The sequence below is a fragment of the Urbifossiella limnaea genome (assembly GCF_007747215.1).
GTDB classification, from domain to species: Bacteria; Planctomycetota; Planctomycetia; order Gemmatales; family Gemmataceae; genus Urbifossiella; species Urbifossiella limnaea.
Genome location: NZ_CP036273.1, coordinates 6,349,744 through 6,363,663, shown reverse-complemented (window position 1 = coordinate 6,363,663; position 13,920 = coordinate 6,349,744). Strand labels below are relative to the sequence as shown.

At 72.2% G+C, this 13,920-nt stretch carries 9 protein-coding genes; 4 read left to right on the top strand and 5 right to left on the bottom strand.

Annotated features, from left to right (window positions below; genetic code table 11):
* Positions 1 to 208: 208 nt before the first annotated feature.
* From ETAA1_RS25885 to epsC, 4 genes are all read right to left on the bottom strand, one after another.
* Complete coding sequence (locus ETAA1_RS25885) at positions 209 to 3,520, bottom strand: UTP--glucose-1-phosphate uridylyltransferase (protein ID WP_145243444.1); 3,312 nt, start codon at positions 3,518 to 3,520, stop codon at positions 209 to 211.
* Positions 3,520 to 3,984, bottom strand: coding sequence for an HNH endonuclease (locus ETAA1_RS25880; RefSeq protein ID WP_145243442.1), 465 nt, complete (start codon positions 3,982 to 3,984; stop codon positions 3,520 to 3,522). The genes ETAA1_RS25885 and ETAA1_RS25880 overlap by 1 nt, the downstream gene beginning before the upstream one ends.
* Positions 3,985 to 3,988: 4 nt before the next feature.
* Positions 3,989 to 4,378 (bottom strand): hypothetical protein, encoded by a 390-nt coding sequence (locus ETAA1_RS25875; protein WP_145243440.1) that lies wholly within the window; start codon positions 4,376 to 4,378, stop codon positions 3,989 to 3,991.
* Between the two features lie 64 nt (positions 4,379 to 4,442).
* Positions 4,443 to 5,396 (bottom strand): serine O-acetyltransferase EpsC, encoded by a 954-nt coding sequence (gene epsC / locus ETAA1_RS25870; protein ID WP_145243438.1) that lies wholly within the window; start codon positions 5,394 to 5,396, stop codon positions 4,443 to 4,445.
* Between the two features lie 549 nt (positions 5,397 to 5,945).
* Between epsC and ETAA1_RS25865 the strand changes: the two genes are divergently transcribed.
* Entirely contained in the window at positions 5,946 to 6,770 is an 825-nt protein-coding gene (locus ETAA1_RS25865; protein ID WP_145243437.1) for an N-formylglutamate amidohydrolase, read from the top strand.
* A 208-nt stretch (positions 6,771 to 6,978) separates the two neighbouring features.
* Entirely contained in the window at positions 6,979 to 8,082 is a 1,104-nt protein-coding gene (locus ETAA1_RS25860) for a hypothetical protein (protein WP_145243435.1), read from the top strand.
* Positions 8,083 to 8,117: 35 nt separating this feature from the next.
* Here ETAA1_RS25860 and ETAA1_RS25855 read toward each other — a convergent pair whose 3' ends face one another.
* On the bottom strand, positions 8,118 to 9,284 hold the full coding sequence (locus tag ETAA1_RS25855) for an MFS transporter (RefSeq protein ID WP_145243433.1): 1,167 nt from the start codon (positions 9,282 to 9,284) through the stop codon (positions 8,118 to 8,120).
* 135 nt (positions 9,285 to 9,419) lie between these two features.
* Here ETAA1_RS25855 and ETAA1_RS32405 point away from each other — a divergent pair, with 135 nt between their 5' ends.
* The gene (locus tag ETAA1_RS32405; RefSeq protein WP_202920411.1) at positions 9,420 to 11,798 is read left to right on the top strand and encodes a gluzincin family metallopeptidase; all 2,379 of its coding nucleotides are present in this window, start codon (positions 9,420 to 9,422) and stop codon (positions 11,796 to 11,798) included.
* Positions 11,798 to 13,447, top strand: coding sequence for a ComEC/Rec2 family competence protein (locus tag ETAA1_RS25845; protein ID WP_145243431.1), 1,650 nt, complete (start codon positions 11,798 to 11,800; stop codon positions 13,445 to 13,447). Before ETAA1_RS32405 ends, ETAA1_RS25845 begins: the two co-directional genes overlap by 1 nt.
* Positions 13,448 to 13,920: the final 473 nt, after the last annotated feature.

Genomic DNA, 13,920 nt, shown 5'->3' with positions numbered 1-13,920 from the left:
CAGCCGGAGGCGTGATGCGGTTTCGGATTGGGTTGCGGGAAGCGGTTCATCGCCCGTCCTCGTTTGTGCTCACGGGGATAGACGCGGCCGCCGGGAAATGGTTCGCGGGACCGGGCAGAATTCGTTTTAAAGCAAGCTCACGCAAAGGCGCAAAGAAGCCCGGGGCTTGGATCGCTTTGCGACTTCGCACCTTTGCGTGAGCTTGTCTTTAGAACCAGCACAGCCCCTCGACGTGGGCCGCGGAGCCGTCGCGGAGCCAGCCGTCGAGCTGGGCGGGGTCCTTCAGTTGCTGGCCGCGGACGCGCGGCACCGCGGCGAAGCCGCACTCCACCCCCGCCACCGCCGTCATGTCGCCCCACAGCTTTTCGAACTGACACACCGGAAACACGTCCTCCTGCCCATGACCCCAACGCTTCTTCACGTCCTTCAGCGTCACGTACGTCGGCAGCCGCGCCGCCACCCGGTTCACCGCGGCGGCCACGGCCGTGTCGTCGCCCAACTCACCGCGCGACAGGCCGAACAGCTCCAGCAGGGCGTCGATCGTCACCCACGTCGTGAGCGAGTTGTAGAAGCTCAGCGCGAACTCCTCCTCCTCGCGCGGCATCGCCAGCCCCTCCAGGATGCGCGGCCGGCCGTCCACCCGCGCCAGCCCGCCGCCGCGGTCGTCGAGGCGGCGGCCGATCACCTCGAACGTCAGTGGTTTGCCCGCGGCGATGTGCGTGCCCAGCAGCCCGGCGTCGGCGTCGGCGCCGAGCGTGTCGATGTTGTGGACGAGAAGGTATTTCAGGTTCGGCCGCTCGCTCAGCAGGTCGCGCAGGACGCCGTTCCGCAGCAGGTTCGGGATCTCGTACCAGTGGCCGACCGGGTGGAGGCACTGGAGCGGCTCGTTGTCGGTGTAGTCGCTCCCCTCGCCGGCCGCGGTCGCCCAGCCGATCAGCGCCTGGTGAGCGCCCTCGCGCACCCGCTGCTTCCGCTCGTCGAGCACCTGGTGGGCCGTCTCCTCCCACGCGAAGCGGAGGTCGCGCACCATCGGCACCAGCCGCAGGCCCACGCTCATCGCCGGCGACAGCTTCACCGGACCGCCGTAGCCGTAGTTGCCGGTCGCCGCCAGGTGCGCGCCGGTCGGGCCGTGCGTGAGGTAGCCCGTCGTGAAGACGTGCGGCACCGTCGCGCCGGAGCGCTCGGCCGCCTTGCGGCTCTTGGCCAGGTGCACCTCGAGGAACGTGCGGTGCTTCCCGGCCAGGCGTGCGAACGGGTTCAGCGCTTTCACCACGCCGGCGCCCTGCGTCCAGCGTGAACCCGCGCCCGCCGACAGCGTCACGACCGCGAGCTCGCCCGCGGCCAGCGCCTGCTCGCCACGCCGCACGACCTCCGCGGGGACGCCGCCGCGGCAGTCGGTCACGTCGCCTGGCTGCACGTCTTCCACGACGGTGGACGCCGCGAGGCGGTTCTGCGCCAGGCCGATGCGGCCGCGGCGGAGGTCGTCGCGGATGCGCTCGTGCTCGGCGCGGTCGAAGCCGTTCGCCGTCAGCAATGCCGCCAGCGCTTCCGGCCGGGCGCTCGACGACGCCGCCGCCGCCGGCACCATGCGGTCGAACAGCGACTCGACGAGGCCGGCCAACTCCGGGGCGCGGGCCGCGGCGCCGACGCGCTCCAGCTCGCCGCGCCGTGACGCCGGGATGAGCCGCGCGTCCTCGCGCAGCCAGCGCGGCACGAGCAGCGCGTAGTAGCCGCGCGGCAGCAACTCGGCGCCGGCGGGGAGGAGGTCGGCGTGCGTGCCGCGCGGGTTGACGGCGAAGTCGTACACGACCGGCGCCATGGCGAACGGCAGCGAGTGCTTCAAGGCCTCCCGCTGCCGACGCATCTCTTCCAGGAGGAAGTCTTGCGCCTCGGCCTTGCGGTGCGGCGCGACGATGAACCCCATGCCGCCGCCGCTCATGCCGCCGAGCATCCAGAAGCCCCAGAAATCGCTGCCGAACCGCGCGCGGCTCGCGGCGATCAGCCCCTCCGTGAAGGCGTTCGACGCCGCGGGGATGATCGTCTGAATCGGCCCGGCGAAGTTGCGCGTCGTCGCGGCGCCGAGGGCGGGGACGTCGCCGCGCTTCAGGTCGTCGGCGATCTCGTCGAAGATGCCGAGCGCCGCCTGCCGGGCCTGCCACTCGGCGTCGTCGCGCAGCAGGTACTTTTCGGTCACCATCTCCAGCACCGGGCCGACGTTCTGGGCCATGCCGCCGTGGACGAGCACCAAACTGTCTTCGAGCTTCCGGCGGTTCGCCTCCGAAACCTCCTCCGGGCCGAAGACGGTGTGCCGTGGCAACAGGCGTCCGCGACTGACGCCGTGCTCGGGGTCGCCCTCCGCGGCGACGGTCCCCTCGATGAGCTTGATGCCGGGCCAGACGCCGCCGCTGTCCTGCCAGCCGCCGCCGCTGCCGCCGAGCCACTCGCCGAGGATGGCCCGCGCCGCGACCAGCCGGCGCTCCGGCTCCGCGAGCGAACCGGTGAGCGCCTTCGCCTGCCCGGTCGCGCGCATGCACACGGCGATCAGGCCGGCCAGCAGGTTCGTCGAAACGGCGAGGCGCGAGCCCTTCGGGATGTCGTTCACGGCGCTGACCAGTTCGATGCCGAGGCCCGGGCCGACGAGTACGTCGAGCACCTGGCGCAGGTCGGCGCGTGACCCTTCGAGCCCCGGCGGGATCACGCCCGACGCGATCACCGCGGCCTTCAGTAGGCCGAGGTAATCGCGGGCGAAGTCGAACACCTCGGGCAACGACTTCACGTCCGCGGCGGCGTCCAGGTCCACGCTCACCAGTCGCAGCACGGGCTCGTCGATGACGCGGAAGTACACCTCGATCGGCGGCTTCGGCACGCTATCGCGGCCGTGGACGCCGAGGTCGATGGACACGTTCAGGACGCGGGCGCCCTCGGGGTAGTCCATGCCGAGGAAGAAGATGTCCGACCAGCACGAGTGGGACAGGTCCATCCGCACCGGCGTCCGCTCGCGCAGCACGGGGAAGGGGGCGCCGGCGTGGGGGCGACTCAGCAACTCGGGGCGGACGCGGAGCGGGTGGTCGGCGGGGTCGCCGGCGCGGAACATCCAGCGGTTGCCGGCGGCGCCGCGGACGCTGGCGCGGACCTGGTCGGCGAGCGTCTGGAAGGCGAGGGCGTGGTACGCGGCGGCGAGGGCGCTGCACAGCGGGTCGCTCGGGCCGTGCTCGGCCTCGGCGGCGCGGAACAGGCGCACGGCCTCGTCGAACCGGCGGTTCATCAGCCGGTCGATGCCGGCGTGCGGGATGCGACCGGCGGCGGGGAGTTCGGGGCGCGTCGGCAGGTGGAACCGGTCGATGGCGTACAGGAAGAACAGGGCGCGGACGCGGTCGTAGAGGTTGCCGCGCTCGCGGCGGAAGCGGTCGAGCGTCTGCCGCTCGGCGAGGAGTTCGGGGTACGACAGCGCCGCCACGGCGGCGGCGAGCGGGCGGTTGCGGACGGCCGGGTCGGGGGAGGTAATCAGGTCGGTGAGCATCAGGAAGTCGTAGCGGGCGGCAGGGGGCGCGGCGAGCGGCCGGCGTCAGTCGGCGGTCCGGGCGGGTGGAGGCCGACCGAAAAGAGTACGGTCCGCAGGTTGACCACGCCGGGGCGGTTGAGCCGGAGCGCCGCGACGGTGGCGCGGCCCGTTGGCGTCAACCCGACGACTTCCGAGTAGTCGGCCGCCCACGCGAAGTGGTCCGACCAGCGTTGGCGGCGCGGGTGGAACAGGGGCACCTCGGCACCGGTGGCGGGGTCTACCGCGCGGGTCCGGGTGTACTTGTGGTTGTTGCACCCCTGACAAGAGTAGGCGAGGTTCTCCGCATCGTCGGACCCGCCGCCGCTCTGCGGCTCGACGTGCTCGACCGCGAACGACTGGACCGCGAACCGGTCCTGACTGCGACAGTATTCGCAGCAGCCGCCGGCCCGGTCCGCCACCGCGGTTCGAACGGACGACGACACGGGATCACCCCGACGCCGGCCAGGGGATGCCGAGCGCGCGGAGCACCTGGTCGAGCGGCTCCCCGCGCACGGCCGCCAACTCCACCAGCGCGGCCGTCCGGTCGGCCTGGTACAACTCGACCGTGTCGGTCAGACGGGTCAACTCCGCGTACTCGGCGGGGGTGAGCACCTGCCGTCGGTGCCGGTCGCGGAGGCGGTGGTACTCGCTCCACACGTCCGGGGACGGCCCCCCGTTGATGCGTGCGAGGAGGGCCGCTTCGCCGCCCCGGACCGTCCCGGCCACGCGCTCCGCCCGCACCCGGAGCAGGCCGGCGACCAACCGGTCGAACCGGTCGGGGTCCAGGGCAACGGCCGCCTCCAGTAGGTCGGCCGGCGGGTCGAGGGCAGCGGGCATGGGGTGCCTCCGTCGGGCGTACTACCCGTATCGTACCCGATCCGCCCGCCGGCACGGGTCACATTTAGATGTGGTACATCAGCGACACGTCGTCCGCCGCCGGCTTAGCGCCCTTCAGCCGCAGCCGCGGCTTCTCCAGCAGCACCGTCGTGTCGGGCGGTACGCTCTCCGTCAGCCACACGTTCGAGCCGATCACGCTCCGCTCGCCCACCACCGTGGCGCCGCCCAGGATAGTGGCGTTCGCGTACACCACCACACCGTCCTTCAGCGTGGGGTGGCGCTTGTAGCTGCCGTGCGTCAGGTTGCCGTCGTCGTCCTTCGTGAAGCTCAGGGCGCCGAGCGTCACGCCCTGGTACAGCTTCACGCCGGCGCCGATCTCGCACGTCTGGCCGATCACCACGCCGGTGCCGTGGTCGATGAAGAAGCCCGGCCCGATCCGCGCCCCCGGGTGGATGTCGATGCCGGTCTTGGCGTGCGCCGCCTCCGTCATCATGCGCGGGATGAACGGCACGCCCAGCGTGTACAGCTCGTGGGCCACGCGGTACACGCTCACCGCTTCGAGGCCGGGGTAGCTGAAGATGATCTCGTGGTGGCTGCGGGCGGCCGGGTCGCCGCGGTAGGCGGCGTCCACGTCCTGCTCCAGCACCTTCCGCACGTCCGGCAGCCGCCGCAGCAGCTCCATCGCCTTCGGCTGGGCGATGGCCTCGCAGTCGACGTGCGGGCTCTCCTCGCACAGCTCGTGGCGCAGGGCGCGGGCGATCTGCTGCGTCAGCTTGTCGTGGAGCCCATCGACGAGGGCGCCCACGTGGTAACCCACGTTGCCGTGGTGGAGGTTCTGCCGCCGGCCGTAGCCGGGGTACAGCACTTCGCTGAGATCGGCGAGGATGTCGGCGACGGAGTCGCGGCTCGGCAGCGGCTCGTGCGCCAGGTGGTTCATCCGGCTGCACTCGGTGTACGACTCGACCAGCAGGTCGGTGATCGTCGGCAGCTCGTCCTTCAGCCGGATGTCGGTTGCCATGTCAGTCGCCAGGGACCAGAGGGCAGACGCCGGAATAGATCGGCCACGAAGCCGCCCCGACTTTCCGGTCTCTCCAGTTTACGCCGGCGCCGCCCTCTGTCTTACGCCCGCCGACCTCCGCCACCTGCCCGTCCCCCGGGCACGAATTGCGCTCGCACCCGGCACGGCGGCGCGGCACGAACCCGGGCGGACTTTTTTTCGTGCGGCCGGGGCGGCGGGAATGCCCCAAGAATCCCAGCGTTTTTCGCGCGGGTCAGCGCGGAACGCGGCGGCGGCGGGCGCGATTGGCACCGCGGCTGCTTTTACATGAAGCGGAGAGGTCGAACGGGACGCCGGGGTGAGCCGAGGGGAGAGGCGGTATCACCACGGGTCGCGATCTCGACCTCGCCAATACAGCAGCCCGGGTGTGTCGGCCGAGGGGAGAGGCGGCCGATCACCCGGGCTGTTCGTTTTCCCAGCACCGCCCGCGCCAAACCGGGTTCTCATTTTTCACTCCCATCTCGTACACTGAAGCCAGACTCGCTCGCCTACGTCCGCACAGACACTGCCATGCGTCGCCCGCGCCTCCCCGCGGCGGTCGTTGCCGCGCTCGCCGCCGTCGCCGTCGCGCTGGCCCAGGAGCCGGCCGCGCGACCGGAGTCGCCGTTCCTCAACGTCCGCAAGGGGAACATGCCGGTCATCATCTCCGCACCGCACGGCGGCACGGGCGAGATTCCCGGCGTCCCGACGCGACGCGGGGTCGGCCTGCCCACCGGGCCGAACGGCTTCTACACCGGCCGCGACCCCGGCACCGAAGAGCTGGCCGCGACGCTGGCCGTTGAAGTGTTCCTCAAGACCGGCAAGCGACCGTACCTCGTCACCGCCCGGTTCAGCCGCCGCTACGTCGACGCCAACCGGCCGGCCGACGTCGCCTACGAGAGCCCGCGCGCCAAGCCCGTCTACGACGCCTACCACGACACCCTCGCCGGGTTCTGCAAGGAAGTCCGCAAGGTTCACGGCCGCGGTCTGCTCCTCGACGTCCACAACCAGGCGACCTTCCCCGACTCGGTGGTCCGCGGCACGCAGGACGGTAAGACGGTGGCGCTGCTCCGCCAGCGCTTCGGCGAGAAGGCCCACTGCGGCCCGGACAGCCTGCTCGGGCTGCTCGGCGGGGCGGGCTTCAAGACGCACCCGGCCAAGCTCGACGGCAAGGAGCACGATAACTTCAACGGCGGCTACATCGTCCGCACCTACAGCGGCGACTACGGCCTCGACGCCGTGCAGCTCGAATTCGGCTGGATGCTCACGACGCCCGTGTCAGCTCCCGAGACGGCCGGGAAGGTGGCTGCGGCGATCGATCAGTTCCACCGGCTGTACCTCGTGGACGCGAAGTGACGCTGCTCGCGGCGTGGCACGGCGTGCATCGCCGCAAGCGACGGAATCCCAACCACTTCAGCCCTCACACCGGTCCGGCGCTCTTTCGTCTAACCCACTTGCTGCATCCGCGGAACTCGTCCCCTTCGCCGCTGGACACGATGAACGCCAGGCGAGGGTTCGTGTTCTAGGCTCCGGGCAGAGTTCGCACCGCCCCCGGAGGCCTGCCGTGCCGCGCCCCGTGTTGCTGGTCGCCGTGTCCGCCGCGCTGCTGGCCGGCGGCTGCGGCAAGTTCAAGGACGTGCTCAACCCGCCGATGGCCGAGTTCACCTCGCCCGACGGCAAGTGGAAGGCGCTGTTCCCGGGCACGCCGTCGGAGAAGACCAAGTCGGCGTTCGGAGTCAACTTCACCATGTGGGTGAAGGAGCCGTGGGGGAACAAGGGCGGGTACATGGTCGGCACCGCCGAGCTGCCGCTGTCGGCGGCCGAGCCCCTGGCCCTGTCGCAGAAGCGGCTCGACGACGCCGTCGCCGGGTCGGTGCAGGGCGTCGGCGGGAAGACGATCGACACCAAGCGGGTGATGCTGCACGACCGCTACCCGGGCCGCGAGTGCCTGGCCTCGGTCACCGACCCGAAGGCGGGGAAGTACCGGTGCCGCATCTTCCTCGCCGGAACCCGCATGTACATGGTCGCGGTCATGGGCGTGGACGAGTTCGTGGCCGACCCGAAGGCGGACGAGTTCCTGGACTCGTTCGCGCTGCTCGGCGACCTCCCGGCGGCGAGCGGCAACCCGGCCGAGCGGCTGGCGACGGCGACGCCGAAGCGGACGAACCCGGCCGACCGGGTGGCGGCGAAGGCGGCCGACCCCGAGCCGGCGGCGAAGGCGGCGGGCACGGCCATCCACTCGACCGGCGGCAAATTCAAGGCGCGGTTCCCGGCGTCGCCGACGAAGGGGACGGCCGACGCCGACGGGCACACGTTCACGACCTACGCGGTGACGGCCGCCGGCGGCCGTTATTCCGCCGGGTACGCCGACGACTCCGAGCTGGAGGGCGTCGCCGGCAAGGCGCGGCAGGCCGCGCTGGACCATCTCCGCGACACGACCGTGGCCGAACTGGGCGACGGGTCGAAGCTGGGCAAGTGCGAACTCCTGGTGCTGGGCGGGCGGCACCGCGGCTGGGAGTTCGAGGCGACGGCCGGCGACCGGAGCCTGCGCGGCCGGGTGTACGTCGTCGGGGCGCGGCTGTACCGGGTGACGGTACGCGGCTCCGACGCCGCCGTCCGCGACCCCGGCGTGGCCGATTTCTTCGACTCGTTCCAGCTGGTGAACTGACCCACGGCGGCGGGCCGGGGGCTCGTCCCCCGGCTTCACCGCGCTTCGCCCCGCGCGATCAGCACTTCGTGAAGCAGCCCCAGCCCCGCGGCCACCATCAGTGTCGCCGTCGGCACCGCGCCTAACCCCACATCACCCGCCAGAAGCCCGAGCCCCGCGGGGACGGCCGCCGCCCCGATCATCGCCGCGCCGACCTGGAAGCCGATCGAGTGCGCCGACAGGCCCGGCCCGAGGCGCTGCGGCGTGCGCGTCATCAGGCACGGGTACACCGGCGCCAGCCCGACGCCGGCGACGACCAGCCCCGCGAACGCCGCCCACTCGGGCAGCGGCGCCGCGAACAACATCGCACCGGCGAGGGTGGCGAACATGCACACGCGGAGCAGCCGGTCGATGCCGACGCGCTCGGCAACCAGGCCGAACACCACGCGGCCGACGCCGATGCTCCCCCAGTACGCGCCGACGGCCACACCCGCCGCCCCGGCCGCGACGCCGCGGTGCTCGGTGAGCACGGTGAACGCCCACTGCCCGAGCGCCACCTCCAGCCCGGTGTAGACGAAGAACACGGCCATGTGCAGCAGCACCGCCGGGTGCCGCAGCGCGTCGCCGGTGCGGACCGGCGGCGCGTCCCCGGCGGGGTCGGCGCTCGCCTCGCCCCAGCGCGGCCGCGTCGCCAGGAAGACCAGCGCCAGCGCCGCCATCACGCCGCCGACCACGGTGTACCCCGCGGCGTAGGGCCGCCCGCCGCTCAGGACCGCAGTCATCAGCAGCGGGCCGAGCATGGCGCCGAAGCAGTAGCAGGCGTGCAGCCAGTTCATGTGCCGGGCCGACAGGTGGTGCGCCGCGTACCCGTTGAGCCCGGCGTCGATGGCCCCCGAGCCGAGCCCGTGGACGACGGCGCACGCCGCGAAGAGCGCGAACAGCGGCGCCCCGGCGAACCCGAACATCGCACCCCCGACGAGGCCCGTGCTGAGGCCCAGCAGCAGGCCGATGCCGAGCCCGCGGGCGAGTCGGCCGGCGACGAAGCTGCTGGCGAAGTAGCCCAGCCCCGACGCCGCGAACACGACGCCGGCCGCGGCCTGCGCCAGCCCGAACCGGTCGCGGACCGACGGCCACGCCACGCCGATGACGGCGTCCGGCAGCCCGAGGCTGACGAACCCGACGTAGGCGAGCACGACGAGGAGCAGACCCGGCCGGTGTGTCATGAGGAGTTCCGGTTGCGACGAGCCGGCGCGTCCGGCGTTCAACAATCTGGCAGGAAACGTCTTGAGTTCGTCGGTGCGATCGACTAACACTCACAGCACTTCACCCCGGCCACGCGTCCCGCCCCGGAACCGCCCATGGCCCGCTCGCGCCCCCGAAAGCCACGGCCGAAGCCCGTCCCGCCGCTGCCGCCGCCGGACGTCGCCCCGCCGAGCCGCCGGCGCCTCCAGGTGTACGCCCTCGACCCGGCCGCCGACCAGTCGCTCAGCACGGCCAACATCGCCCGCTGCGTGCTGCCCGTCCGGTGGGAGGCGCTCACGCCCGGCCCGGTCGGCGAGTACGTCGAGGTGGTGGACGTCGACCCGTCCAGCGGCTGCGCCTACGACCCCGTGGACCTCGACCACCCGCACCACGCCGCCCAGGACGGCCTCCGCCCGTCCGAGGGCAACCCGCACTTCCACCAGCAAATGGTGTACGCGGTCGTCATGAAGACGATCGAGAACTTCGAGGCGGCCCTCGGCCGGCCGGTGATGTGGGCCGACCGGCCGTGGACCGACAAGCACCCGACCGGCCGCGAACTCACCCGGGCCGAGCGGTACGTGCCGCGGCTCCGCGTCTACCCGCACGCCCTCCGCGAGGCCAACGCCTACTACTCGCCGAGCAAGAAGGCGCTGCTGTTCGGCTACTTCAACGCCCAGACCGCCGACCCGCGCGAGGAACTCCCGGGCGGCATGGTCTTCACCTGCCTCAGCCACGACGTGATCGCCCACGAGACGACTCACGCCATCCTCGACGGCATCCACCCGCGGCTGCTCAAGCCGTCGAACGGCGACATGCTCGCGTTCCACGAGGGCTTCGCCGACATCGTCGCCATCTTCCAGCACTTCACGCTGCCGGGCCTGCTGCTGGACCAGATGCACAAGACGCGCGGCGACCTGTCGCTGAACAACCTCCTCGCCGAGCTCGCCGGGCAGTTCGGCCGGGCCACCAAGCGCGGCGGGGCGCTGCGGAACGCGCTCGGCGAGTTCGACAAGGACGGCCGCCGCGTCCGCCCGCAGCCGAAGACGCTCGCCGGCACCACCAAGCCGCACGACCGCGGGGCCGTCCTCGTCGCCGCCGTCTTCGACGCCTTCCTCCGCATCTACGAGGACCGCATCCGCGACCTGAAGCGGATCGCGTCCGACGGCTCCGGCATCCTCCGCCCCGGCGACATCCACCCCGACCTGGCCAGGCGCTTCGCCGACGAGGCGATCAAGGCCGCCCAGCGGGTGCTGAACATCTCGGTGCGGGCGCTCGACTACCTGCCGCCGGTGGACATCACCTTCGGCGACTACCTGCGGGCGCTCATCACCGCCGACGCCGAGTTGGTGCCGGACGACCCGAAGCGGCACCGGGTGGCGTTCATCGAGGCGTTCCGCGAGCGCGGCATCCTGCCGGACGACGTCCGCTCGCTCGGCGAGGACAGCCTGCGGTGGCAGCCGGCGACCCGCGAGTGCGTCGCCGCCATCAAGGACTTCATGCCGCCGCCGGAGGTGATCCGCACCATGCTCGCCGGGTACGACTCCATCTCCGAGTCCATCCCGGAAGCGGCGGCGCGAAAAGAGTGGACGCAGTTCGACACCCGCGTCGCCCTGCGCGAGGCGTTCCTCCGCAAGATGTGGGTCGAGCCGCCGGCCCAGCGCGACCGCCGGGTCGAGCGCCGGATGGAGGCGTACAAGCTGGAGAACACCATCGCCGCGTTCCTCCACCAGTGGCTGCGGCTGTCGGTGTCGGAGCCGGCCGGCGCCGCGGCGTCGGCTGCCGCCGCCAGATCACCGGCATCGGCGGCGGCGGCGGCGGTGGCCGCCGGGTCGGCGGCGGCGTCTTCGGCTAGCGACGCCGCCGGCGTCATCGGCGAGTGGCTCGGGCTCGACCTGCACGCCAACAACGAGTACCTGGCGCGGCCGCGCGGCGAGCGCCGCCGGCCGGGCGACATGCCCATCGAGGTCCACGACGTGAGGCCGACGTACCGCGTCCGCGCGGACGGGCGTACCAAAGTCGAACTCGTCGTCGTCCTCACCCAGAAGCGGCGGTGGCTCCTCCCCGCGACCGACGCCGGCAAGCCCGAAAAGGACGAGTTCGCCGTCGGCCAGTTGGGCTGCCAGGTGGCCCGCGACGACTGGCGCGACGGGACGTACGCCCAGTACCAGGACGACGCCGGCCGCAAGGTGTACTTCACGTTCCGCGGCGGCTGCACGCTCATCATCAACCCCGAGACCGGCGAGCTGCGGTACGCCATCGCCAAGAACGTCCTCGGTGTCGCCCGCCGCAACGCCAACGCCCGGTTCTTTCTGGAGCGACTGATCGAGGGCGGCCCGGCCGTGATGGACCGGTACGGCCTGGAGTACGAGGGCGCCAAGGACGACACCGACGAGAGCGGCACCGACGCCCCCGCCCGGCGGCGGCGGGCAAACAAGCGGCGGCCGCTGGAGCCGTTCGCGCTGACCCACCGCGGCACCGACGAGGAGGGCGACTGATGGCCAAGGCGACCGCGGCGGCCGACGACAAGCGGCTCCTCCCGAAGCCCGGCGAGGCCGTCGTCCGCATGTACCGGGCCGGCCTCGGCGACTGCTTCCTCCTCGCCTTCGGCCGCCTCGGCCAGGAGCCCGTCTACGTCCTCGTGGACTGCGGCATCCACGCCCGCCAGGACAAGGGGCCGGCCCGCCTCCTCCGCGTCATGCGCGACCTGCGCGCCGCCACCGGCGGGCACCTCGACGTGGTCGTCGCCACCCACGAGCACGCCGACCACCTGTCCGGGTTCGTGCAGAAGGGGAGCCCGTTCGTCGCCAAGGCAAAGGGCGACACGATCACCTTCGACCAGCTGTGGGTCGCGTGGACGGAGAAGCAGGACAAGGGGCTGGCCGACAAGCTCCGCGCCCGCCGCGGGGCGTACCGCGCGGCCATCAAGTCGGCCGTCAAGAAGCTCGAAGACCGCGGCCTCGGCGCCGACGGTAAGAAGCTCGAGGGTCTCGGCGACTTCGAGAAGATGGACCCGAAGATGGTCGCCGACGAGTTCCTCGGCGCGGCCGCCGGCGCGCCCAAGCGGAAGGGGAAGGACAAGGCCAAGCCCACGTCGAACGAGGTGGCGCTGGCGATGCTCCAGAAGCACGCCGACAAGACGAAGTACTGGGAGCCGGAGGAGGTGGCCCCGGTGCCCGGCGTGCCCTGGGCGCGGGCCTACGTGCTCGGCCCGCCGACCGACGAGGCCCGGCTGAAGAAGGACCTGCCCACCGGCGGCGACGAGGGCGAGAACCGCGAGACGTACCTCACCGGCCGCGGCGAACTCACCGCGCTCCGGCTCGCGCCGGCGCTCGACCTCGCGACCAGCCTCGGCTCCGACTTCCGCTACCCGTTCGAGAAGTCGGCCCGCCGCCGCTGCCCCGAGGTCACCCCCAAAAAGGTCTCCGCCGACGACGTGACGGACGCGCCGGCCACGGCCGTCGAGTTCTGGCAGGACCGCTACCTCGCCGACGACGAGGCGTGGCGCCGCATCGACGACGACTGGCTCGGCGCGGCCGACCAGCTGGGCCTCGACCTGGAGGCGGACACGAACAACACCAGCTTGGTGCTGGCGTTCGAGGTGGGCGAGCCGGGGCTGGGGAAGGTGCTGCTGTTCGTCGGCGACGCCCAGGTCGGCAACTGGCTGTCGTGGCACGGCCAGGAGTTCAAGGTCGGCGGCACCACGACCACGGCCGACGACCTGCTGCGGCGCACGGCCCTGTACAAGGTCGGCCACCACGGAAGCCACAACGCCACCGCCAAGCGGGTGTCGGCCGACGACGCCTCGCCGTTCGGCCTGGAGCTGATGCCGCCGGGGCTGATCGCCATGATCCCGGTCGACCGGGCGGCCGCGCAGCGGGAGATGCCGCAGCCGTGGAAGATGCCGCACCAGCCGCTGTACCAGCGGCTCCTCCAGAAGGCGGCCGGCCGCGTGCTCCGGTCCGACGGCGGCGGCCCGTGGTGGAAGAACGCCCCGGAGCAGCGCCAGCCGACGGGGGCGGCGCCGGCGGCGGTGCCGGGCGTGACCGGCGCCCGCTGGCGCGAGTCGGCCGAGGCGTTCCCCGCGGCCGAGGGGCGCCAGTGCCCCATCTATTACGAGGTCGTGTTTTCCGGTGTGGGGTCGTAGCGGCCGGCTAAACCGGCCCCGGGGCGTCACCCCCTCACGGGACCACCCCGGGGCCGGCTGAACACCCTGGTATACGTAACCCGCCCGCCGACTCGGACACGGAATCTGCCGATTTTTCGGACCGACGACCGCCGGGGCGGAGAACGCCAACCGGCGGCCGTCGGTCGCGCACGGGACGCGAGCCAACGGCCGCCGGCAGCGGGGTGTCGAGTTCGGCACAAACGCGCCCTCCGGACCGCGCCTGTCGGCCAGGGGGATTACAGGCTCGTCACCTGCTGCCGGTCGCCCGGACGACCGGCTCCCCCCGGCGCCCCATTACGGGGACGGACCGCGCGGCACGCGGTTGGGGACTCACGGGTCGAGTGCGGTTGACCAACCCATCCGGTCGCGCTGTCCGGGTCGCAACGTCGTGGGTCTGAATCGCCCCGACACCTCACCAGGCAGCATACGGAACGTCTGTTCACTATTCAAGG

Excerpts from the sequence above, each read along its gene's own strand:
- ETAA1_RS25875 (WP_145243440.1), bottom strand. The coding sequence starts at position 4,378 with ATGCCCGCTGCCCTCGACCCGCCGGCCGACCTACTGGAGGCGGCCGTT.
- ETAA1_RS25855 (WP_145243433.1), bottom strand. The coding sequence starts at position 9,284 with ATGACACACCGGCCGGGTCTGCTCCTCGTCGTGCTCGCCTACGTCGGG.
- ETAA1_RS25885 (WP_145243444.1), bottom strand. The coding sequence starts at position 3,520 with ATGCTCACCGACCTGATTACCTCCCCCGACCCGGCCGTCCGCAACCGC.
- ETAA1_RS25865 (WP_145243437.1), top strand. The coding sequence starts at position 5,946 with ATGCGTCGCCCGCGCCTCCCCGCGGCGGTCGTTGCCGCGCTCGCCGCC.
- epsC (WP_145243438.1), bottom strand. The coding sequence starts at position 5,396 with ATGGCAACCGACATCCGGCTGAAGGACGAGCTGCCGACGATCACCGAC.
- ETAA1_RS25845 (WP_145243431.1), top strand. The coding sequence starts at position 11,798 with ATGGCCAAGGCGACCGCGGCGGCCGACGACAAGCGGCTCCTCCCGAAG.
- ETAA1_RS32405 (WP_202920411.1), top strand. The coding sequence starts at position 9,420 with ATGGCCCGCTCGCGCCCCCGAAAGCCACGGCCGAAGCCCGTCCCGCCG.